The 20,510-nt window shown below is 67.7% G+C and carries 31 protein-coding genes; 3 read left to right on the forward strand and 28 right to left on the reverse strand.

Features of this window, described 5'->3' with window-relative positions; all coding sequences use genetic code 11:
* Window positions 1-107 precede the first annotated feature (107 nt).
* Together coaA and C6376_RS05575 are read left to right on the forward strand one after the other, a co-directional pair.
* Window positions 108-1,097 carry a type I pantothenate kinase gene (gene coaA, locus C6376_RS05570; RefSeq protein ID WP_107442396.1) on the forward strand — a complete coding sequence of 330 codons (990 nt, stop codon included), beginning with the start codon at window positions 108-110 and terminating at the stop codon, window positions 1,095-1,097.
* 16 nt (window positions 1,098-1,113) lie between these two features.
* Window positions 1,114-2,034, forward strand: coding sequence for a DUF389 domain-containing protein (locus C6376_RS05575; RefSeq protein ID WP_107442397.1), 921 nt, complete (start codon window positions 1,114-1,116; stop codon window positions 2,032-2,034).
* Window positions 2,035-2,261: 227 nt separating this feature from the next.
* On the opposite strand, the gene glmM is transcribed toward C6376_RS05575, so the two are convergent.
* The 3 genes from glmM to rplM form a co-directional block, all read right to left on the reverse strand.
* Window positions 2,262-3,620, reverse strand: coding sequence for a phosphoglucosamine mutase (glmM, locus tag C6376_RS05580; protein ID WP_107442399.1), 1,359 nt, complete (start codon window positions 3,618-3,620; stop codon window positions 2,262-2,264).
* 264 nt (window positions 3,621-3,884) lie between these two features.
* Window positions 3,885-4,406: a 30S ribosomal protein S9 gene (gene rpsI / locus C6376_RS05585; RefSeq protein ID WP_107442401.1), complete on the reverse strand. Its 522-nt coding sequence runs from the start codon at window positions 4,404-4,406 to the stop codon at window positions 3,885-3,887.
* 40 nt (window positions 4,407-4,446) lie between these two features.
* Window positions 4,447-4,890 carry a 50S ribosomal protein L13 gene (gene rplM, locus C6376_RS05590; RefSeq protein WP_020132189.1) on the reverse strand — a complete coding sequence of 148 codons (444 nt, stop codon included), beginning with the start codon at window positions 4,888-4,890 and terminating at the stop codon, window positions 4,447-4,449.
* A gap of 401 nt (window positions 4,891-5,291) precedes the next feature.
* On the opposite strand from rplM, the gene C6376_RS05595 reads away from it, so the two are divergent.
* On the forward strand, window positions 5,292-6,167 hold the full coding sequence (locus tag C6376_RS05595; protein WP_107442402.1) for a hypothetical protein: 876 nt from the start codon (window positions 5,292-5,294) through the stop codon (window positions 6,165-6,167).
* A 37-nt stretch (window positions 6,168-6,204) separates the two neighbouring features.
* On the opposite strand, the gene truA is transcribed toward C6376_RS05595, so the two are convergent.
* The 25 genes from truA to rplV form a co-directional block, all read right to left on the reverse strand.
* Window positions 6,205-7,062 (reverse strand): tRNA pseudouridine(38-40) synthase TruA, encoded by an 858-nt coding sequence (truA, locus tag C6376_RS05600; protein ID WP_107442403.1) that lies wholly within the window; start codon window positions 7,060-7,062, stop codon window positions 6,205-6,207.
* Between the two features lie 139 nt (window positions 7,063-7,201).
* A complete protein-coding gene (gene rplQ / locus C6376_RS05605) occupies window positions 7,202-7,687 on the reverse strand; it encodes a 50S ribosomal protein L17 (protein WP_107442405.1) in 486 nt (161 codons plus the stop codon).
* Window positions 7,688-7,851: 164 nt separating this feature from the next.
* Complete coding sequence (locus C6376_RS05610) at window positions 7,852-8,874, reverse strand: DNA-directed RNA polymerase subunit alpha (RefSeq protein WP_003966937.1); 1,023 nt, start codon at window positions 8,872-8,874, stop codon at window positions 7,852-7,854.
* Window positions 8,875-8,999: 125 nt separating this feature from the next.
* Complete coding sequence (gene rpsK / locus C6376_RS05615) at window positions 9,000-9,404, reverse strand: 30S ribosomal protein S11 (RefSeq protein WP_010354218.1); 405 nt, start codon at window positions 9,402-9,404, stop codon at window positions 9,000-9,002.
* Between the two features lie 65 nt (window positions 9,405-9,469).
* Window positions 9,470-9,850, reverse strand: a complete 381-nt coding sequence (rpsM, locus tag C6376_RS05620; protein WP_020132619.1) for a 30S ribosomal protein S13 — start codon at window positions 9,848-9,850, stop codon at window positions 9,470-9,472.
* A gap of 215 nt (window positions 9,851-10,065) precedes the next feature.
* Window positions 10,066-10,179 carry a 50S ribosomal protein L36 gene (gene rpmJ / locus C6376_RS05625; RefSeq protein ID WP_003998809.1) on the reverse strand — a complete coding sequence of 38 codons (114 nt, stop codon included), beginning with the start codon at window positions 10,177-10,179 and terminating at the stop codon, window positions 10,066-10,068.
* Between the two features lie 72 nt (window positions 10,180-10,251).
* Entirely contained in the window at window positions 10,252-10,473 is a 222-nt protein-coding gene (infA, locus tag C6376_RS05630) for a translation initiation factor IF-1 (RefSeq protein WP_003948620.1), read from the reverse strand.
* A 195-nt stretch (window positions 10,474-10,668) separates the two neighbouring features.
* Window positions 10,669-11,505: a type I methionyl aminopeptidase gene (map, locus tag C6376_RS05635; RefSeq protein WP_107448794.1), complete on the reverse strand. Its 837-nt coding sequence runs from the start codon at window positions 11,503-11,505 to the stop codon at window positions 10,669-10,671.
* 204 nt (window positions 11,506-11,709) lie between these two features.
* Window positions 11,710-12,372 (reverse strand): adenylate kinase, encoded by a 663-nt coding sequence (locus C6376_RS05640; protein ID WP_107442407.1) that lies wholly within the window; start codon window positions 12,370-12,372, stop codon window positions 11,710-11,712.
* Complete coding sequence (secY, locus tag C6376_RS05645; protein ID WP_107442409.1) at window positions 12,372-13,685, reverse strand: preprotein translocase subunit SecY; 1,314 nt, start codon at window positions 13,683-13,685, stop codon at window positions 12,372-12,374. The genes C6376_RS05640 and secY overlap by 1 nt, the downstream gene beginning before the upstream one ends.
* Window positions 13,686-13,944: 259 nt before the next feature.
* On the reverse strand, window positions 13,945-14,400 hold the full coding sequence (rplO, locus tag C6376_RS05650) for a 50S ribosomal protein L15 (protein ID WP_057584672.1): 456 nt from the start codon (window positions 14,398-14,400) through the stop codon (window positions 13,945-13,947).
* Window positions 14,401-14,402: 2 nt separating this feature from the next.
* Window positions 14,403-14,585: a 50S ribosomal protein L30 gene (rpmD, locus tag C6376_RS05655; RefSeq protein ID WP_030788246.1), complete on the reverse strand. Its 183-nt coding sequence runs from the start codon at window positions 14,583-14,585 to the stop codon at window positions 14,403-14,405.
* Window positions 14,585-15,193: a 30S ribosomal protein S5 gene (gene rpsE / locus C6376_RS05660; RefSeq protein WP_013001409.1), complete on the reverse strand. Its 609-nt coding sequence runs from the start codon at window positions 15,191-15,193 to the stop codon at window positions 14,585-14,587. The genes rpmD and rpsE overlap by 1 nt, the downstream gene beginning before the upstream one ends.
* A 41-nt stretch (window positions 15,194-15,234) precedes the next feature.
* Window positions 15,235-15,618 (reverse strand): 50S ribosomal protein L18, encoded by a 384-nt coding sequence (rplR, locus tag C6376_RS05665; RefSeq protein ID WP_057584673.1) that lies wholly within the window; start codon window positions 15,616-15,618, stop codon window positions 15,235-15,237.
* Between the two features lie 3 nt (window positions 15,619-15,621).
* Complete coding sequence (gene rplF / locus C6376_RS05670) at window positions 15,622-16,161, reverse strand: 50S ribosomal protein L6 (RefSeq protein ID WP_057584674.1); 540 nt, start codon at window positions 16,159-16,161, stop codon at window positions 15,622-15,624.
* A gap of 24 nt (window positions 16,162-16,185) precedes the next feature.
* Window positions 16,186-16,584, reverse strand: a complete 399-nt coding sequence (gene rpsH, locus C6376_RS05675; protein ID WP_030788259.1) for a 30S ribosomal protein S8 — start codon at window positions 16,582-16,584, stop codon at window positions 16,186-16,188.
* A 214-nt stretch (window positions 16,585-16,798) separates the two neighbouring features.
* Entirely contained in the window at window positions 16,799-16,984 is a 186-nt protein-coding gene (locus C6376_RS05685) for a type Z 30S ribosomal protein S14 (protein ID WP_030890724.1), read from the reverse strand.
* Between the two features lie 5 nt (window positions 16,985-16,989).
* Window positions 16,990-17,547, reverse strand: a complete 558-nt coding sequence (rplE, locus tag C6376_RS05690; RefSeq protein WP_030788262.1) for a 50S ribosomal protein L5 — start codon at window positions 17,545-17,547, stop codon at window positions 16,990-16,992.
* On the reverse strand, window positions 17,547-17,870 hold the full coding sequence (gene rplX / locus C6376_RS05695) for a 50S ribosomal protein L24 (RefSeq protein ID WP_030039760.1): 324 nt from the start codon (window positions 17,868-17,870) through the stop codon (window positions 17,547-17,549). Before rplX ends, rplE begins: the two co-directional genes overlap by 1 nt.
* Before the next feature lie 2 nt (window positions 17,871-17,872).
* Window positions 17,873-18,241, reverse strand: coding sequence for a 50S ribosomal protein L14 (rplN, locus tag C6376_RS05700; protein WP_003998823.1), 369 nt, complete (start codon window positions 18,239-18,241; stop codon window positions 17,873-17,875).
* Between the two features lie 120 nt (window positions 18,242-18,361).
* Window positions 18,362-18,649: a 30S ribosomal protein S17 gene (gene rpsQ, locus C6376_RS05705; protein WP_057584675.1), complete on the reverse strand. Its 288-nt coding sequence runs from the start codon at window positions 18,647-18,649 to the stop codon at window positions 18,362-18,364.
* Window positions 18,649-18,873: a 50S ribosomal protein L29 gene (rpmC, locus tag C6376_RS05710; protein ID WP_003998824.1), complete on the reverse strand. Its 225-nt coding sequence runs from the start codon at window positions 18,871-18,873 to the stop codon at window positions 18,649-18,651. Before rpmC ends, rpsQ begins: the two co-directional genes overlap by 1 nt.
* Entirely contained in the window at window positions 18,873-19,292 is a 420-nt protein-coding gene (rplP, locus tag C6376_RS05715) for a 50S ribosomal protein L16 (RefSeq protein ID WP_006140905.1), read from the reverse strand. Before rplP ends, rpmC begins: the two co-directional genes overlap by 1 nt.
* Window positions 19,293-19,297: 5 nt before the next feature.
* The gene (gene rpsC / locus C6376_RS05720) at window positions 19,298-20,134 is read right to left on the reverse strand and encodes a 30S ribosomal protein S3 (protein ID WP_057584676.1); all 837 of its coding nucleotides are present in this window, start codon (window positions 20,132-20,134) and stop codon (window positions 19,298-19,300) included.
* Window positions 20,134-20,481 carry a 50S ribosomal protein L22 gene (gene rplV / locus C6376_RS05725; protein WP_003974262.1) on the reverse strand — a complete coding sequence of 116 codons (348 nt, stop codon included), beginning with the start codon at window positions 20,479-20,481 and terminating at the stop codon, window positions 20,134-20,136. The genes rpsC and rplV overlap by 1 nt, the downstream gene beginning before the upstream one ends.
* Window positions 20,482-20,510 lie beyond the last annotated feature (29 nt).

Here is a 20,510-nt window from a genome sequence, read left to right on the forward strand (position 1 = left end):
GTAGGAGCACCCCGTCCGCACCCCTGGCCGCAGGCTCACGCCGCTGCCCGTCCGCGGCGTGACGGACCCCACCCACCATCCCGTTCGAACTCCGTTAACAATGGACTGTGATCTCTCCGGTCTCCCCGATACCCCGGAGCGCCCACCGGCACAGGCCGGAGGCGACTCCCTACGTCGACCTCACCCGATCCGAGTGGAGCGCGCTGCGGGAGAAGACCCCGCTGCCGCTGACCGCCGAGGAGGTCGAGAAGCTGCGCGGACTGGGCGACGTCATCGACCTAGACGAGGTGCGGGACATCTACCTCCCGCTCTCCCGTCTCCTCAACCTCTACGTCGGCGCCACCGACGGCCTGCGCGGCGCCCTGAACACCTTCCTGGGCGAGAAGGGCTCACAGTCCGGCACCCCCTTCGTGATAGGGGTCGCCGGCTCCGTCGCCGTCGGCAAGTCGACGGTCGCCCGTCTGCTGCAGGCGCTGCTCTCCCGCTGGCCGGAGCACCCGCGCGTGGAACTGGTCACCACGGACGGCTTCCTGCTGCCCACCCGCGAACTCGAAGCCCGCGGCCTGATGTCCCGCAAGGGCTTCCCCGAGTCCTACGACCGCCGCGCGCTGACCCGCTTCGTCGCCGACATCAAGGCAGGAAAGGACGAGGTCACAGCCCCCGTCTACTCCCACCTGATCTACGACATCATGCCGGACCGCCGGCTCACCGTCCGCCGCCCCGACATCCTCATCGTCGAGGGCCTGAACGTCCTTCAGCCCGCCCTGCCCGGCAGCGACGGCCGCACCCGCGTCGGCCTCGCCGACTACTTCGACTTCAGCGTGTACGTCGACGCGAGCACCGAGGACATCGAGCGCTGGTACCTCAGCCGGTTCCGCAAACTGCGTCAGACCGCCTTCCAGAACCCGGACTCGTACTTCCGCAAGTACACCCAGGTCTCCGAGGAGGAGGCCCTCGACTACGCCCGCACGCTCTGGCGCACCATCAACAAGCCGAACCTGGTGGAGAACATCGCCCCCACCCGCGGCCGGGCCGGCCTCGTGGTCCGCAAGGGACCCGACCACAAGGTCCAGCGGCTGCGCCTGCGCAAACTCTGACGGCTACCCTGCCCCCATGCTGCACCTGCGTCTGATCACCCCGGCGGAGCGGACCGACGACGTGGTCCGTCTGATCGAGCGGACCGTCGGGGCCACCCACCTCGTGGTCCTGCCCCGGGCCGCCCGCAACCCGTCGGGCGACGTCGTCCTGTGCGACGTGGCCCGCGAGGCAGGCGACGAACTCCTGTCCGCACTCCAGGAGTTGGGCCTGGAGGAGACCGGCTCGATCGCCGTGGAGAACATCGACCTGTCGCTCTCCCTGCGCGCCGACAAGGCCGAGGCGGAGGCCCCCGGCGAGGGCGCGGACGCGGTGCTGTGGGAGCACCTGACCGACGCCACCCACGAGGACTCGACGCTCTCCGTCACCTACCTCGCCTTCATCACGCTGGCCACGATGATCGCGGCCTGCGGCGTGGTGCTCGACAACGCGATCCTCATCGTCGGCGCGATGGCGGTCGGCCCGGAGTTCGGCCCCCTGGCCGGCGTCTGCACGGCGATCGTGCAGCGCGCCCCCCGCCTCGCCGCGCGCTCGCTGATCGCCCTGTTGGTCGGCTTCGCGGTGGCGATGGCGACGACCGTCGGCTTCAGCCTCTTCATGGACGCGGTCGGCCTGTTCAGCAAGGCCCAACTGGAGGCGGACCGGCCCAACACGGGGTTCGTCTATGCCCCGGACTGGTTCTCCTTCGTGGTGGCCGTCCTCGCCGGAGCCGCCGGCACACTCTCGCTCACGTCCGCGAAGTCGGGTGCGCTGGTCGGCGTCGCCATCTCGGTGACCACTGTTCCAGCCGCCGCCAACGCGGCAGTGGCCCTGGTCTACGGCGACACCCACCAGACCCTGCGCTCCTCGCAGCAACTGCTCCTGAACCTGCTGGGCATCATCCTGGCGGGAACGTTGACCCTCCTGATCCAGAAATGGGCCTGGTCAAAACAACACTGAGCCACACCCCCCACCCACCCGACCCCGCCCACACCAGCCCCCTCAGGGGCGCGGGGAACTGCGCGACCAGCCACAACAAACCCGCACCGCCCAACCCCGCCCGGGCCAGGCCCCCAAGGGGCGCGGGGAACTGCGCGACCAGCCACAACACACCCAGACCCCACCACACACAGAACCCAGCCCTCGGGGGCGCGGGGAACTGCGCAATCAGCCCGGCCCGCCTTCGGCTAACCCAGCGCCGACTTCACGGCATCCGCCAGCCGCCCCGCGACAGCCCGAGCCTGATCGATGTCCGCCGCCTCGACCATCACCCGTACCAACGGCTCGGTCCCGGAAGGCCGCAGCAACACCCGCCCGGTGGAGCCGAGTTCCTGCTCCGCCTCGCCGACGGCGGCCGCCAGCTCGGCCGAGTCCCCGACCCGGGACCTGTCGACGTCGGGCACATTGATCAGCACCTGCGGCAGCCGTTCCATCACGGAGGCCAGCTCACACAACGACCGCCCCGTCTCCGCGACGCGAGCCGCCAGCAGCAACCCGGTCAGCGTGCCGTCGCCGGTCGTCGCGTGGTCGAGGATGATCACGTGCCCGGACTGCTCGCCGCCGAGCGCGTACCCGTGCTCCTTCATCTCCTCGAGCACATAGCGGTCGCCGACCGCGGCCTGCACGAGGTGGATCCCCTCGCGCTCCATGGCCAGCTTGAAGCCGAGGTTGGACATGACCGTCGCCACCACGGTGTCCGAGCGCAGCACGCCCCGCTCCCGCATGGAGAGCGCCAGCACGGCGAGGATCTGGTCGCCGTCGATCTCCGCACCGGTGTGGTCCACGGCGAGGCAGCGGTCCGCGTCGCCGTCGTGCGCGATGCCGAGGGCCGCGCCGTGCTCGATGACCGCGGCCTTGAGCTTGTCCAGGTGGGTCGACCCGCAGCCGTCGTTGATGTTGAGCCCGTCCGGCTCGGCGCCGATGGTCACGACCTCCGCGCCGGCCCGGGTGAACGCCTCCGGAGACACCCACGCGGCAGCGCCGTGCGCCTCGTCGAGGACGATCCGCAGCCCGTCGAGCCGGTTCGGCAGGACGGCGACGAGGTGGGCGACGTACCGGTCGAACCCCTCGTCGTAGTTGCGCACGCGACCGACGCCGCCGCCGGTCGGCCGGTCCCAGGGCGCGCCGGTGCGGTGCTCCTCGTAGACGGTCTCGATGGCGTCCTCGAGCTCGTCGGCGAGCTTGTGACCGCCGCGGGCGAAGAACTTCACCCCGTTGTCGGGCATGGCGTTGTGGCTGGCCGAGAGCATCACGCCGAGGTCCGCTCCGAGCACGCCGGTGAGGTACGCGACCGCCGGCGTCGGCAGTACGCCGACCTTCAGCACGTCCACGCCCGCACTGGCCAGACCCGCCACCACGGCTGCTTCCAGGAACTCCCCGGACGCGCGCGGGTCCCGTCCGACGACGGCCACCGGTCGGTGACCTTCGAAGGTGCCCGCCTCGGCCAGCACGTGCGCCGCCGCGACGGACAGGCCGAGGGCCATCTCCGCCGTCAGATCCGCGTTGGCGACACCGCGCACGCCGTCCGTGCCGAAGAGTCGTCCCACTTGTCCTCCTGAGGAAGCGTCAGTTTCCAGGGCCTGCGGGCCCGGTCGCCGGTCAGCCGGCCTGCGGCCGCTCCCGCATCCAGGCATTCGACGCCACGGGCAGCTCATCGCACAAGCCTTTGAGCACCTTGTGCCGTTATACGCCCACGGCTGCGATAAAACGAACGCCCCGACGACACTGTGGCGTGCCGCCGGGGCGTTCGGAGTACGTAACGAGCGAGGCGAAAGTCCCGCTCCGGGATACGTACGGACAGGCAGCGAAGCTTAGCGCTTGCTGTACTGCGGGGCCTTGCGGGCCTTCTTCAGACCGGCCTTCTTGCGCTCGACCGCGCGGTCGTCACGCGTGAGGAAGCCGGCCTTCTTGAGGGCGCCGCGGTTGTTGTCGACGTCGGCCTCGTTCAGCGCGCGGGCGACACCGAGACGGAGCGCACCGGCCTGACCGGAGACACCGCCACCCGAGATACGGGCGATGACGTCGTAGCGGTTGTCGAGCTCGAGCACCTTGAAGGGCTCGTTGACTTCCTGCTGGTGCACCTTGTTCGGGAAGTAGTCCTCGAGCGTGCGCCCGTTGATCTTCCACTTGCCGGAGCCCGGAACGATCCGGACGCGGGCGATGGCGTTCTTGCGACGGCCCAGGCCGGCCGCCGGCTGGGCCTCGCCGAAGCGGGAGGCCAGGGACTCCGAGGTGTACTCACCCTCGACGGGGACCTCGGACTCGGTGGTGTAGCTCTCGATGTCGACGAGCTCGGTCTCTTCGAGCGGCTGCTCGGCAGTGGTCTCGGCCACGGTTCTCCTCAGTTCTTTTCAGCTAGGGGTGTGGCCGGAATTACTGCGCGACCTGGGTGATCTCGAACGGCACGGGCTGCTGTGCCGCGTGCGGGTGCACGTCACCCTTGTAGACCTTCAGCTTCGAGAGCATCTGACGGCCCAGCGTGTTCTTGGGGAGCATGCCCTTGACGGCCTTCTCGACGGCCTTCTCGGGGTTGTTCGCGAGAAGGTCGTCGTAGCGCACGGAGCGCAGACCGCCCGGGTACCCGGAGTGGCGGTACGCCATCTTCTGGGTCCGCTTGTTGCCGGAGAGGTGCACCTTGTCGGCGTTGATGATGATGACGAAGTCACCGGTGTCGACGTGGGGCGCGTAGATCGGCTTGTGCTTGCCCCGGAGGAGGGACGCGGCAGTGGTGGCGAGACGGCCCAGGACGATGTCCTGAGCGTCGATGACGTGCCACTGGCGCGTCACATCGCCGGGCTTGGGGCTGTACGTACGCACGGTTCGTAGCCTTCGCTTCTTCAGTGAATTGGTCCTGACAAGGTCACCGAAGACGATCACGACAGCCGAGACCGCACTGCGGTGACGCATACCGCGTGCTGGTCGCTGGTCATCGGCCCGGTGGACCGGTGTAAGGGCCCGTCCCGTGAGAAGAGCGCGCCAATACACAACGAAGATGCAGGATACCCGCGTCTCCATGGCGGGGTCAAAACGAGCCCGCCGGGCGCCGGAAACACCCCTCCGAAGTGGCCCGCGCCACATGTCCGGGGACGGCCTGGGAGAACGGCGCACCAAGCACCCGGAGATGTCGTGTTTGCCCGCCCCTCGCCCTGGAATCCCGGGGTAACCGCTACCCGTCGGCACGGAACAGCACACCCCGCACCCCGTCTAAGATGCGCCCCATGAGCTATGGGCAGGGGGGACCTCAGTCCCAGTGGGATCCGTGGAAACCGAACTCCCAGCAGCCGTGGGGCACCGGCGATGACGGCAGCACCCCGGACTGGGCCGCGCTCGCCGAGGCGTCCGAGACGCGCAACAGGCGCCGCCGGCTGCTGTTCATAGGCGGCGGCGCGCTGGCCACGCTCGGCATCGGCACCGCCGTGGCGATGGGCGTGGTGTCGGCGAACGGCGACGACAAGGCCAACCGGCCCACGTCCTCGCTGCCCGCGACCGCCGACCTGCCGAGCGCGTCCACCACCCCGTCGTTCGCGCCGACCACCGCCCCGCCCCCGCTGGACCCGAAGGAGTTCGTCTCCAGCAAGGCCAAGGACACCGCGCCCAACGGGCCGGACCTGCTCTTCCCCGGCCGGCAGCTGACCATGGGCCCGGCCGTGTACAAGAAGGGCGCGAAGGCCGACAGCACCTCGTGCGCCACGGGCGCCGCGGGCACCCTGGGCAAGATCCTCGCCGCCAACGGCTGCACGCGCGTCATGCGGGTCACCTACACCCGCGACGGCATCGCGGTCACGGTCGGCGTGGCCGTCTTCGACACCGAGGCACAGGCCTCCAAGGTCAAGAGCCAGTCCGACGGCAAGAGCATCGTCAAGGCCCTCGCCGGCGGGGGCGTCAAGGCCTTCTGCAACGGCGCGATCTGCCGCTCCACGACCAACTCCTACGGCCGGTACGCCTACTTCACGATCACCGGCTTCGCGAACGGCAAGGACGTCACCACCAAGGACACCGCCGTCTTCACCACCGGCGACGACCTGGCCGAGTTCGCGTTCCAGCAGCTCCGCCGCCGCGGCGAGGCCCAGGCGTCGGCGGCCGCCAACAGCTGACCGGCCGGCCCGGGGCCACGCGGCACCGCGGCCGGGGTCAGCAGCACCCGGCCCCGGGCAGCGTCCGCCGGTTGCGCGCCTCCCTGCTGCGCGCGGCGAGCAGCTCGTCCGCCGGGTAGCCGACCTCCTCCAGCGTCAGCCCGTGCGGCCGCACGACGTGCACGGCCGAGTCCCGCACGCCGGCCGCGAGCACCTTGGCGGGCCACTCCGGGCCGCGGTGCCCGTCGCCCACGAACAGCAGCGCCCCGATCAGCGAACGCACCATGTTGTGGCAGAAGGCGTCGGCCCGGACGGTGGCGGTGACGATCCCGTCGTCGCCCTTCGTCAGACTCAGCTCCTGGAGCGTGCGGATGGTGGTCGCGCCCTCCCGCTTCTTGCAGTACGCGGCGAAGTCGTGCTCGCCCAGCAGCTGCCGGGCCGCCTCGTTCATGACGTCCACGTCGAGCGGCCAGTCGTGCCACAGGACATGCCCCCGCAGCAGCGGATCCACGCCCCCGGGGTTGTCGGTGACCCGGTAGGCGTAGCGCCGCCAGATCGCCGAGAACCGCGCGTTGAACCCGCTCGGCGCCTCCCGCAGGGCCCACACCCGCACATCCTTCGGCAGCCGCCCGGCGAGCCGTTTCAGCAGCTTCTCGTGGTGCTCGCGCCAGACCGCCTCCGGCAGATCGACATGGGCGACCTGGCCCCGCGCGTGCACCCCGGCGTCGGTGCGCCCGGCCACGGTCAGCTCGTACGTCGTCCCGCCCGAGCGGGTGACGGTCCGCAGCGCGTCCTCGATCTCCCCCTGCACGGTCCGCCGTCCACCGGCCTGCTTGGCCCATCCGGAGAATTCGGCGCCGTCGTAGGACAGGTCCAGCCGTACCCGCACGAACCCGGGCTGTGCTTCGTCACTCACGTACAGATCCTCTCAGCAACACAAAAGCGGGCCCGCTCCTCGAGGAAAACGGGCCCGCGATCGCCCCGAGGGGCGCGGGGAACCGCGCGACCGGCCACGGTGGACCCGCGGCCGCGAACGCACAGCCCCCGCAGAACGCTTACGCGTCCTTCGACTCCTCGGCCGGAGCCTCGTCGGCCTTGGTCTCCTCGACCTTGGCCTCCTCGGACTCCTTGACCGCACGCTTCGTGGCGGCCTCGGCCTCGCCCGTCGCCTGCTGCGCGACGGTCAGCGCCTCGACCAGCTCGATGACGGCCATGGGCGCGTTGTCGCCACGACGGTTACCGATCTTGGTGATGCGGGTGTAGCCACCGGGACGGTTCTCGTAGCGCGGGCCGATCTCGGTGAAGAGCGTGTGCACGATGCTCTTGTCCGTGATGACCTGGAGCACCTGACGGCGGTTGTGAAGGTCGCCCTTCTTCGCCTTGGTGACCAGACGCTCGGCGTACGGACGCAGCTTGCGCGCCTTCGCCTCGGTGGTGGTGATGCGACCGTGCTCGAACAGCGCCTTCGCGAGGTTCGCGAGGAGGAGCTTCTCGTGCGCGGCGCTGCCGCCCATACGGGCACCCTTGGTGGGCTTCGGCATGGTGTTTCTCCTAGGTGTCTGCCCCGGCCGTATCAGGTACCGGGGTCAGTGTCCGCGCGAGCGGGTTTGCTCGTCGGAGACCCCGCGCCCCATAGGGGCGCGGGGAACTGCGCGACCAGCCACAGCGGGCCGGCAGCCAAGAACCGGCAGTCGGTCCCGAGCTCTTAGTACTGCTCGGTCTCGACGAACCCGGCATCCGCGTCGTCGTCCGCGCCGAAGGCGTCCGCGGCGGCGGTCGGGTCGAATCCGGGCGGGCTGTCCTTGAGGGCCAGGCCCATGCCGGCCAGCTTCGCCTTGACCTCGTCGATCGACTTCGCGCCGAAGTTGCGGATGTCGAGCAGGTCGGCCTCGGAGCGTGCCACGAGCTCGCCCACGGAGTGGATGCCCTCGCGCTTGAGGCAGTTGTACGACCGGACGGTGAGCTCGAGCTCCTCGATCGGCAGGGCGAGGTCGGCGGCGAGCGCGGCGTCCGTCGGGGACGGACCCATGTCGATGCCCTCGGCGTCGATGTTCAGCTCGCGCGCGAGACCGAACAGCTCGACCAGCGTCTTGCCCGCGGAGGCCATGGCGTCACGGGGACGCATCGCCTGCTTGGTCTCGACGTCGACGATCAGCTTGTCGAAGTCGGTGCGCTGCTCGACACGCGTGGCCTCGACCTTGTACGTGACCTTGAGGACCGGCGAGTAGATGGAGTCGACCGGGATACGGCCGATCTCCTGGCCCACCTGCTTGTTCTGCACGGCGGAGACGTAGCCGCGACCGCGCTCGACGGTCAGCTCCATCTCCAGCTTGCCCTTGCCGTTGAGCGTGGCGAGGACCAGGTCGGGGTTGTGCACCTCGACACCGGCCGGGGGCGCGATGTCGGCGGCGGTGACCAGACCCGGGCCCTGCTTGCGCAGGTACATCACGACCGGCTCGTCGTGCTCCGAGGAGACGACCAGCTGCTTGATGTTGAGGATCAGGTCGGTGACGTCCTCCTTGACGCCCGGCACGGTGGTGAACTCGTGCAGCACGCCGTCGATGCGGATGGACGTGACCGCCGCACCCGGGATCGACGACAGGAGGGTCCGGCGAAGGGAGTTGCCGAGGGTGTAGCCGAAGCCCGGCTCCAGGGGCTCGATCACGAACCGGGAGCGGAACTCGTCGACGACCTCTTCGGTCAACGAGGGACGCTGAGCGATCAGCATGGATGAATCCTTCAGTCAGGGGCGCCCGCTATTTGACGCCCGACTCGGTACTGCAAGGGTACGGGCGGCACGCCTGGAACAGGACGTGCCGCCCGAAACCCGAAAAAACCTGAGACGACCGTGCGTCAGACGCGGCGGCGCTTCGGCGGACGGCAGCCGTTGTGGGGGGTCGGGGTGACGTCCTGGATGGAGCCGACCTCGAGGCCCGTGGCCTGCAGGGAGCGGATGGCGGTCTCACGACCGGCGCCCGGGCCCTTGACGAAGACGTCGACCTTGCGCATGCCGTGCTCCTGCGCGCGACGGGCAGCCGACTCGGCGGCCATCTGCGCGGCGAACGGCGTGGACTTGCGGGAGCCCTTGAAGCCGACGTGGCCGGCGGAGGCCCACGAGATCACGTTTCCGGCCGGGTCCGTGATGGACACGATCGTGTTGTTGAACGTGCTCTTGATGTGCGCCTGGCCATGCGCGACGTTCTTCTTTTCCTTGCGGCGCACCTTCTTGGCAGCGCCCTGACGTCCCTTGGGGGGCATCTATTAACTCCTACGGGAGGTGGTCGGTCCTACAGCGAAGACCGCTGATGAGCGTCCGCTGAGGACTACTTCTTGCCCGGCTTCTTCTTGCCGGCGATGGCGCGACGCGGGCCCTTGCGGGTACGAGCGTTCGTGCTGGTGCGCTGACCGCGGACCGGCAGACCACGACGGTGACGGAGACCCTGGTAGCAACCGATCTCGACCTTGCGGCGGATGTCGGCCTGGATCTCGCGACGGAGGTCACCCTCGGTCTTGATGTTGGCGTCCACGTACTCGCGGATCGCGACGAGCTGCTCCTCGGAGAGGTCGCGAACGCGGGTGTTCGGGTCGACGCCGGTCGCTGCCAGCGTCTCCTGGGAGAGGGTCCGGCCGATGCCGAACACGTAGGTGAGGGCGACCTCCACACGCTTTTCGCGCGGGATGTCAACACCGGAAACGCGTGCCATTCAATGGCTCCAGTTTGATCTTCGGAGGTCTGCCACAGGACCGACTCCCAGCCGCCGTCCTCTTCACTGCGGAAGATTTGGTACGGACTGGGTCCCCGGCCTCCGAACCGGGGGTGTCAGGCGGTGCGACCGCCCGGGCCCTGCGTATGAACATATTCAGCTCGCGTCGCGCGAAGTCTCTGCGATGTGATGCAGAGGGTGTGATCTCTGAGCGATCAGCCCTGGCGCTGCTTGTGGCGCGGGTTCTCGCAAATGACCATGACCCGACCGTGACGGCGGATCACCCTGCACTTGTCGCAGATCTTCTTGACGCTCGGCTTGACCTTCATGGGATGTGAGGTTCTCCGGGTCAGTTGCCGGCAACTCCGCATGCGGGAGAGCGCACGGAGCCTGGGCAAGATCTACTTGTAGCGGTAGACGATCCGGCCACGCGTCAGGTCGTACGGAGACAGCTCCACCACGACCCGGTCGTCAGGGAGGATACGGATGTAGTGCATACGCATCTTGCCGCTGATGTGTGCCAGGACCTGGTGGCCGTTCTGGAGCTCGACCTTGAACATGGCGTTCGGAAGAGACTCGACGACAGTGCCCTCGATCTCGATGGCACCTTGCTTCTTGGCCACGCTTCGCCCTTCGAATCGACTACCTTGATCGACTCCCCCACCCTTTCCCCGAGGGGCGCATGCGGACATGCGGGTGCACGAGAGTCGACGAGTCAGTCTACGTCAGCCCCGACGGAAACACGAATCGAGAAGTCTGCCCCACCGGGGAGATCCTTAAGCGGCACCCCGCCCACCGACGCCGGGGCGTGTTTCGCCCTAGGCCAGCGGATCGGGCGCGGCCTCCACACCGTGCTCCGCGAGCTTCGCCCTGCCGCAGTCGGGAGCGGTCAGCACCAGCGGCCCCTCCTCCGTCAGCGCGACCGAGTGCTCCCAGTGGGAGGACCACGTGCCGTCCGTGGTGATGACCGTCCAGTCGTCCTCGAGGACCTCGGTACGCGGGGTGCCGAGGGACACCATCGGCTCGATGGCGAGGCAGAAGCCGGGCACCAGCTTCGGCCCCTTGCCCCGCCGGCGGTCGACGTAGTTCAGCAGGTGCGGGTCCATGTGCATCTCGGTGCCGATGCCGTGGCCGCCGTAGTCCTCGACGATGCCGTAGCGGCCGCCGCCCGGCTTGGGCTGGCGGCGGATGTAGGTCTCGATCGCGCGAGAGACGTCCACCAGCCGGTTGCCGGGCTTCATCGCGGCGATCCCGGCCCACATGGACTCCTCGGTGACCCGGGACAGCTCGACCAGCTCCGGGGCATGGCCGCCGCCCACGAACGCGGTGTACGCCGCGTCACCGTGCCAGCCGTCCACGACGGCACCGCAGTCGATGGAGATGATGTCGCCGTCCTTGAGGACGACCTCGTCGGAGGGGATGCCGTGGACGACCACGTCGTTCACCGAGGTGCAGATGGTCGCCGGGAAGCCGCCGTACCCCAGGAAGTTCGACTTCGCGCCGTTCTCCGCCAGCACCTTGCGGGCGACGTCGTCGAGGTCCTTCGTGGTCGCCCCGGGCACCGCCGCTTCCCGCGTCGCCGCGTGGATGGCGGCGACGACAAGCCCCGCCGCCCGCATCTTGGCGATCTGCTCGGGGGTCTTGATCTGCACCATGACGGTCTGCGCCTCCTGGGCCACTGGTATCGCGACGCTCCACAATACGCGTACGCACGGATGTACGCCGACGCGGCGGAGGCGTCACCCCTTCCGAGAGACCGGGCCACGGACGGCAGAACGCCCGGCGGGTGACCCGCCGGGCGTTCTGCACAGACTGCGCGCCGCACCGCACCGGTCCTCGACCGTGCGGTGCGAAGGCCGCTACTTGCCGTCCTCGTCGCGCCGGAGGGCGTCCATGGCGCGCGCCGTGACCTCGTCGACCTTGCCGAGCGCGGAGATGGTGACGACCAGGCCCTGCGCCTTGTAGTAGTCGATGATCGGCTCGGTCTGCGTGTGGTAGACCTCCAGCCGGGTCCGGACGGTCTCCTCGGTGTCGTCGTCCCGCTGGTACAGCCCGCCGCCGCAGACGTCGCAGACGCCCTCCGACTTCGGCGGGCTGTAGGTGGCGTGGAAGACGTGGCTGGAGTCCTTGCGGCAGATCCGCCGCCCGGCGATCCGCTTGACGACCTCTTCCTCGGGGACCTCGAGGTCCAGCACCGCGTCCAGCTTCATGCTCTCGGTCTGCAGCACCTCGTCGAGCGCCTCGGCCTGGGACACGTTGCGCGGGAAGCCGTCCAGCAGGAAGCCGCCCTCGGCGTCCGGCTGCTCCATGCGGTCCTTGGCCATCGCGATGGTGACCTCGTCCGGCACCAGGTTGCCCGCGTCCATGTAGGACTTCGCGAGCTTGCCGAGCTCCGTCTGCTGGCTGATGTTGGCCCGGAACAGGTCGCCCGTGGAGATGTGCGGGATCGACAGGTTCCTGGCCAGGAACGCGGCCTGCGTTCCCTTACCGGCACCCGGCGGCCCGACGAGCACGATTCGCATCAGCGGAGGAACCCTTCGTAATTGCGCTGCTGAAGCTGACTCTCGATCTGCTTCACCGTCTCGAGACCCACACCCACGATGATCAGGATGCTGGTCCCGCCGAACGGGAAGTTCTGGTTTGCGTTGAAACCAACCAACGCCATCGTCGGCACGAGAGCGATCAGACCCAGATACAGCGAACCCGGCCAGGTGATCCGGTTGAGCACGTACGACAGGTACTCAGCGGTCGGCCGGCCAGCCCGGATGCCCGGGATGAAGCCACCATACTTCTTCATGTTGTCGGCTACTTCCTCGGGGTTGAAGGAGATAGCCACGTAGAAGAACGCGAAGAAAACGATCAGCAGGAAGTAGGTGGCGATGTAGATCGGGTGGTCGCCCTTGGTCAGGTTGGTCTCGATCCACGTCTTCCAGCCCGACGTACCGCTGGAGAACTGGGCGACCAGGGCCGGGATGTACAGCAGCGACGAGGCGAAGATGACCGGGATCACACCGGCCTGGTTCACCTTGAGCGGGATGTACGTCGAGGTACCGCCGTAGGACCGGCGACCGATCATGCGCTTCGCGTACTGCACGGGGATCCGGCGCTGGGCCTGCTCGACGAAGACCACCAGGCCGACCATGACCAGGCCGACCAGGACGACGGTGCCGAACTCGATCCAGCCGCCCGCCAGCGTGCCCTGCTTCTTGATGGCCCACAGCGCGGAGGGGAACGTCGCGGCGATCGAGATGAACATCAGGATCGACATGCCGTTGCCGATGCCGCGGTCGGTGATCAGCTCGCCGAGCCACATGACCATGGCCGTACCGGCGGTCATGCAGATGACCATCACGATCGTGGTGAAGATCGCGCGGTCCGGGACGATGCTCGAGGCGACCGAGCAGCCGGAGAACAGGGCGCCACTGCGGGCGGTGGCCACCAGGCCCGTGCCCTGCAGGATGGCGAGCGCCACCGTGAGGTACCGCGTGTACTGCGTGATCTTCGCGGTGCCGGCCTGACCCTCCTTCTTGAGGGCTTCCAGGCGTGGGATGACCACGGTCAGCAGCTGGAGGATGATGCTCGCCGTGATGTACGGCATGATCCCCAGCGCGAAAATGGTGATCTGCAGCAGCGCGCCGCCGCTGAACATGTTCACCAGACCGAAGATTCCCTGCTGGCCGGAAGCCTCGTCCACGCAGCGCTGAACGGACGTGTAGTCGACGCCGGGGATCGGGATGTGCGTGCCGACCCGGTAGACGACGATGATCCCGAGCGTGAAGAGCAGCTTCTTGCGCAGGTCGGGCGTCCTGAACGCCCGGGCGAACGCGGTGAGCACGGTGCCTCCTGCGACCCCCGCGCATCTGCGTCAAGGGTGACGGTCTTGAGGGTCCAATAAGAACAACGACTTACGACAACGACATGAGTAACGGTCGACTGCCGCTCAAGGTGCCCTCTTGGGGGAACCTTGTGAAAAGTGGGCAGTGCTGGTCACCATACCCGCGACACACCCGCCCTAGGAACGACCAACCGGGGATACCCCATTTGTGGGGTATCCCCGGTCGGGATCGATCAAGTCATCGAGACACCTGAGGTGATCAGATGAGCTCGGTGACGGTACCGCCGGCGGCGGTGATCTTCTCCTTGGCGGAGCCGGAGACGGCGTCGACCGTCACCTGCAGCGCCACGGAGATCTCGCCCTGGCCCAGGACCTTGACAAGGCTGTTCTTGCGAACGGCGCCCTTGGCGACGAGACCCTCGACGGTGACCTCGCCACCCTCCGGGTACAGCGCGGCCAGCTTGTCGAGGTTCACGACCTGGAACTCGGTCTTGAACGGGTTCTTGAAGCCCTTCAGCTTCGGAAGACGCATGTGGAGGGGCATCTGCCCGCCCTCGAAGCGCTCCGGAACCTGGTAGCGGGCCTTCGTGCCCTTGGTACCACGACCGGCCGTCTTACCCTTCGACGCCTCACCACGACCGACACGGGTCTTCGCGGTCTTGGCGCCCGGGGCGGGACGGAGGTTGTGGATCTTGAGCGGGTTGTTCTCCGCCATGATCAGTCGACCTCCTCGACCGTCACGAGGTGGCGGACGGTGTGCACCATGCCGCGGAACTCGGGGCGGTCCTCCTTGACGACCACGTCGTTCAGGCGCTTGAGCCCGAGCGAACGCAGGGTGTCACGGTGGTTCTGCTTGCTGCCGATGTACGACTTCGTCTGCGTGATCTTGAGCTGAGCCATTACGCAGCACCAGCCCCGGCACGCGCACGAAGCAGAGCCGCGGGAGCGACGTCCTCGAGGGGCAGACCACGGCGAGCCGCGATCTCCTCGGGACGCTGCAGGCCCTTCAGGGCCTCCACGGTCGCGTGCACGATGTTGATCGCGTTCGACGAGCCGAGCGACTTCGACAGGATGTCGTGCACGCCGGCGCACTCGAGCACGGCACGCACCGGGCCACCGGCGATGACGCCGGTACCGGGGGAAGCCGGCTTGAGCAGGACGACGCCCGCAGCCTTCTCGCCCGTGATCGGGTGCGGGATGGTGCCCTGGATACGCGGGACCTTGAAGAAGTGCTTCTTGGCCTCCTCAACGCCCTTGGCGATGGCGGCCGGCACCTCCTTGGCCTTGCCGTATCCGACACCCACGGTGCCGTCACCGTCGCCCACCACGACCAGCGCGGTGAAGCTGAAGCGACGACCACCCTTCACAACCTTGGCGACACGGTTGATCGCGACGACGCGCTCAACGTACGCGGTCTTCTCGGCGGCAGCAGCGCCGCCGTCACGGCCCTTCCGGTCCCGCCGCTCGCCGCCACCGGCACCGCCACCGCGGCGCTGGGGTCCAGCCATTGGAATTACCTCTCTCTGTTTCCGCTAGCTACGGAACCGACTCAGAACTTGAGTCCGGCTTCGCGGGCGGCGTCCGCCAGGGCGGCGATGCGCCCGGCGTACTGGTTACCACCACGGTCGAACACGACAGCCTCGACACCGGCAGCCTTGGCGCGCTCGGCGACCAGGGCGCCGACCTGCTTGGCCTGCGAGGACTTGTCGGCCTCACCACCGCGGATCGTGGTGTCCAGGGTCGACGCCGACGCCAGGGTGTGACCCTTGATGTCGTCGATGACCTGAGCCACGATGTGGCGGTTGGAGCGCGTCACGACCAGGCGCGGACGCTCCGCCGTACCCGAGATGTGCTTACGGATCCGGATGTGGCGACGCTTGATCGCGGCACGCTTGTAAGCGTCGCCCTTGAGGATCTTCTGTCCGTATGCCATGGCTTACTTACCCGCCTTTCCGACCTTGCGGCGGATGACTTCGCCCTCGTACTTGACGCCCTTGGCCTTGTACGGGTCGGGCTTGCGCAGCTTGCGGATGTTGGCCGCAACCTCGCCGACCTTCTGCTTGTCGATGCCCTCGACCTGGAAGCGGGTCGGGGTCTCCACCTTGAAGGTGATGCCCTCGGGCGCCTCGACGGTGATCGGGTGGCTGTAACCGAGCGCGAACTCGAGGTTCGAGCCCTTCGCGGTCACGCGGTAACCGACACCACTGATCTCGAGCTTCTTCACGTAACCCTCGGTCACGCCGGTGATCATGTTCGCCACCAGCGTGCGGGACAGGCCGTGCAGGGCCTTGCTCTGACGCTCGTCGTTGGGGCGAGTGACGTTCAGGACGCCGTCCTCAGCCTTGGCGATCTCGATCGGCGAAACGACGGTGTGGGTCAGCGAGCCCTTGGGGCCCTTGACCGAAACCGTCTGGCCGTCGATGGTGACGTCCACGCCGGCGGGAACCGTGATGGGGAGCTTGCCAATGCGCGACATAGCTGTTTCCTCCGTTCCCTTCCGCTACCAGACGTAGGCGAGAACTTCTCCGCCTACGCCCTTCTTGCCGGCCTGCTTGTCGGTGAGGAGACCGTGCGACGTGGAGATGATCGCCACGCCGAGGCCACCGAGCACCTTGGGCAGGGAGGTGGACTTCGCGTAAACCCGGAGACCGGGCTTGGAGATCCGCTTGATGCCCGCGATGGAGCGCTCACGGTTCGGGCCGAACTTGAGCTCGAGGGTGAGGTTCTTGCCGACCTCGGCGTCCTCGACCTTCCAGCCCGTGATGAAGCCCTCCTGCTGGAGGATCTCCGCGATGTGAGACTTGATCTTCGATGCCGGCATCGTCACGGAGTCGTGGTACGCCGAGTTCGCGTTCCGCAGACGCGTCAGCATGTCTGCGATCGGATCAGTCATGGTCATGAATTGGCCTGTGGCCTCTCTCGCCGGGGTTTCCTGGTGCGCCATCCCTCTCCCCGATCCGAGACGGGACGGGTGCGGCGCGGTGGACCTACGGCGTAGTAAGTCGTACGGGCGACCGTCAGGGCGCCCAACCCTCCCAGCCTAAGCCATGAAGGGGTGGGCACCTGACACGCCCATTGCTTACCGAGAGCCTCTGGAAACCCTAAAAGGGGTTTTACCAGGAGCTCTTGGTCACGCCCGGCAGCTCGCCACGGTGAGCCATCTCACGAAGGCACACACGGCAGAGGCCGAACTTGCGGTACACGGAGTGGGGACGGCCGCAACGCTGGCAGCGGTTGTACGCGCGCACAGCGAACTTGGGCTTACGAGCAGCCTTTGCGATCAGAGCCTTCTTCGCCATCTCGCTCACGCCTCCTTGAAGGGGAAGCCGAGGTGACGAAGGAGCGCACGGCCCTCAGCGTCGTTGGTCGCCGTGGTGACCACGGTGATGTCCATACCCCGGACACGGTCGATCTTGTCCTGGTCGATCTCGTGGAACATGACCTGCTCCGTGAGACCGAAGGTGTAGTTGCCACGGCCGTCGAACTGCTTGGGGGACAGACCACGGAAGTCGCGGATGCGCGGGAGCGCGAGCGACAGGGTGCGGTCCAGGAACTCCCACATGCGGTCGCCACGAAGCGTGACGTGGGCACCGATCGGCTGACCCTCGCGCAGCTTGAACTGCGCGATGGACTTGCGGGCCTTGGTGACGGCCGGCTTCTGACCGGTGATCGTGGTGAGGTCGCGGATGGCGCCCTCGATCAGCTTGGAGTCGCGGGCGGCGTCGCCCACACCCATGTTGACCACGATCTTGACGAGGCCGGGGATCTGCATGACGTTCTCGTAGGAGAACTCCTCACGCAGCTTGCCCGCGATCTCCTCGCGGTACTTCGTCTTCAGACGCGGAGTGGTGGTGGTAGCCATCAGATGTCCTCACCCGTCCGCTTGGCAACGCGGATCTTGTTGCCCTCGTCGTCGAAGCGGTAACCGACGCGCGTGACGACCTTGTTGCCGTCCTTCTCCACGACCAGCTGAACGTTGGACACGTGGATCGGGGCCTCGGTGGTCACGATGCCGCCGGCCTGCGAGCCCTTGGCGGTCGGACCGGCCTTCGTGTGCTTCTTGACCCGGTTGACACCCTCGACCAGGACGCGGTCCTCACGGGGGAAGGCCGCGATGACCTTGCCCTGCTTGCCCTTGTCCTTACCGGTGATGACCTGGACCAGGTCGCCCTTCTTGATCTTCATGCTTACAGCACCTCCGGAGCCAGCGAGATGATCTTCATGAACTTCTTCTCGCGCAGCTCGCGCCCGACCGGGCCGAAGATGCGGGTGCCGCGAGGGTCGCCGTCGTTCTTCAGAATGACGGCGGCGTTCTCGTCGAAGCGGATGTACGAGCCGTCCGGACGGCGGCGCTCCTTGACGGTGCGAACGATGACCGCCTTGACGACGTCACCCTTCTTCACGTTGCCACCGGGGATCGCGTCCTTGACGGTGGCGACGATGACGTCACCGATGCCCGCGTAGCGGCGACCGGAGCCACCGAGCACACGGATGCAAAGGATTTCCTTCGCACCAGTGTTGTCGGCGACACGCAGTCGCGACTCCTGCTGGATCACGTCTATCTCCTGTTTGTCTGCCGGTTCCCGGCAGGGGCCGCCTCGTCACGAGGTGAGCCCCTGCCGAGCCTGGCGGAACTGTCCTGCGGGGCCCCTATGTGTGTTAGGGCCGCAGGAGAATTACTTGGCCTTCTCGAGGATCTCGACGACGCGCCAGCGCTTCGTCGCGGACAGCGGCCGGGTCTCCGCGAGGAGGACACGGTCGCCGACGCCCGCGGCGTTCTGCTCGTCGTGAGCCTTGAGCTTGTTCGTACGGCGGATGACCTTGCCGTACAGCGCGTGCTTCACACGGTCCTCGACGGCGACGACGACGGTCTTGTCCATCTTGTCGCTGACGACCAGACCCTCACGGGTCTTGCGGAAGCCACGGGCCTCGGTGTTCTGCTCAGTCACGTTGTTCTCGCTCATCAGGCGCTCTCCACCGTCTCGATGCCCAGCTCGCGCTCACGCATCAGGGTGTAGATCCGCGCGATGTCCTTACGGACGGCCTTGAGCCGGCCGTGGTTCTCGAGCTGGCCCGTCGCCGCCTGGAAGCGGAGGTTGAACAGCTCTTCCTTGGCTTCGCGGAGCTTCGCCAGAAGCTCCTCGTCACCCAGTTCGCGCAGCTCGGACGCCTTGGTACCGGCCGACATCACGCTTCACCTGCCTCGCGCTTGACGATCCGGCACTTCATCGGCAGCTTGTGGGCTGCGCGAGTGAGGGCCTCACGGGCGATCTTCTCGTTGGGGTAGGACAGCTCGAACATGACCCGTCCCGGGTGCACGTTCGCGATCCACCACTCGGGAGAACCCTTACCGGAACCCATGCGGGTCTCGGCAGGCTTCTTCGTGAGCGGGCGGTCCGGGTAGATGTTGATCCAGACCTTGCCGCCACGCTTGATGTGGCGGGTCATCGCGATACGGGCCGCCTCGATCTGGCGGTTGGTCACGTACGCCGGCGTGAGGGCCTGAATGCCGTACTCGCCGAACGAGACCGTCGTACCGCCCTTGGCCTGACCACGGCGCTTCGGGTGGTGCTGCTTGCGGTGCTTGACCCTACGGGGGATCAGCATGTCGGTCAGGCCTCCGTTCCGGTGCTCTCAGCCGGAGCGGCAGCCGCCGGAGCCTCGGCCTTGGGGGCCTCGGCAGCGGGAGCCTGCTGCGGCTTACGACCGCGACCGCCACGCTCGCCGCCACGGCCACCACGGGCCGGGCGGTCGGCGCCGCCGCCACCACGGGCCGGGCGGTTGCCGGCGCGGGCTGCGGCGTTCTCGGCGCGGACCTCGGCGATGTTCTTGACGTCGCCCTTGTAGATCCAGACCTTCACACCGATGCGGCCGAAGGTCGTCTTGGCCTCGAAGAAGCCGTAGTCCACGTTCGCGCGGAGCGTGTGCAGGGGCACGCGGCCCTCGCGGTAGAACTCCGAGCGGGACATCTCGGCGCCGCCGAGGCGGCCACCGCACTGGATCTTGATGCCCTTGGCGCCCGCCTTCATCGCCGACTGCATGCTCTTACGCATGGCGCGACGGAAGGAGACGCGGGAGGAGAGCTGCTCGGCGACGGCCTGGGCCACCAGCTGAGCGTCGACCTCGGGGTTCTTCACCTCGAGGATGTTCAGCTGGACCTGCTTCTTGGTCAGCTTCTCCAGGTCGCCGCGGATACGGTCGGCCTCGGCGCCGCGGCGGCCGATGACGATGCCCGGACGCGCGGTGTGGATGTCGACGCGGACGCGGTCACGGGTGCGCTCGATCTCCACCTTCGAGATACCGGCGCGCTCCATGCCGGACGTCATCATCCGACGGATGGCGACGTCCTCGCCGACGTATTCCTTGTACGACTTGTCGGCGTACCAGCGGGACTTGAAGTCCGTGGTGATGCCGAGCCGGAACCCATGCGGGTTAACCTTCTGGCCCATTACCGGGTCCCTTCCTTGCTGCTGACGACCACGGTGATGTGGCTGGTCCGCTTGCGGATCCGGTAGGCGCGGCCCTGGGCACGCGGACGGAACCGCTTCAGGGTCGGGCCCTCGTCGACGTACGCCTCGGAGATGAAGAGGCTGTCGGCGTCAGTGTGGTCGTAGTTGTGCGCGGCGTTGGCAATGGCGCTGTCCAGCACCTTGCCGACCGGCACGCTCGCGGCCTGCGGGGCGAAACGCAGGACCGCCTGAGCCTCCGTGGCGTCCATGCCACGGATAAGGTCCACCACCCGGCGGGCCTTCATGGGCGTGACGCGGATGTACCGCGCCTGGGCCCTGGCTTCCATGGTTGTCCTTCCAGTGTCTGTCATGGTCA

Origin of the sequence: Streptomyces sp. P3 (genome assembly GCF_003032475.1) — a bacterium.
Taxonomy (GTDB): domain Bacteria; phylum Actinomycetota; class Actinomycetes; order Streptomycetales; family Streptomycetaceae; genus Streptomyces.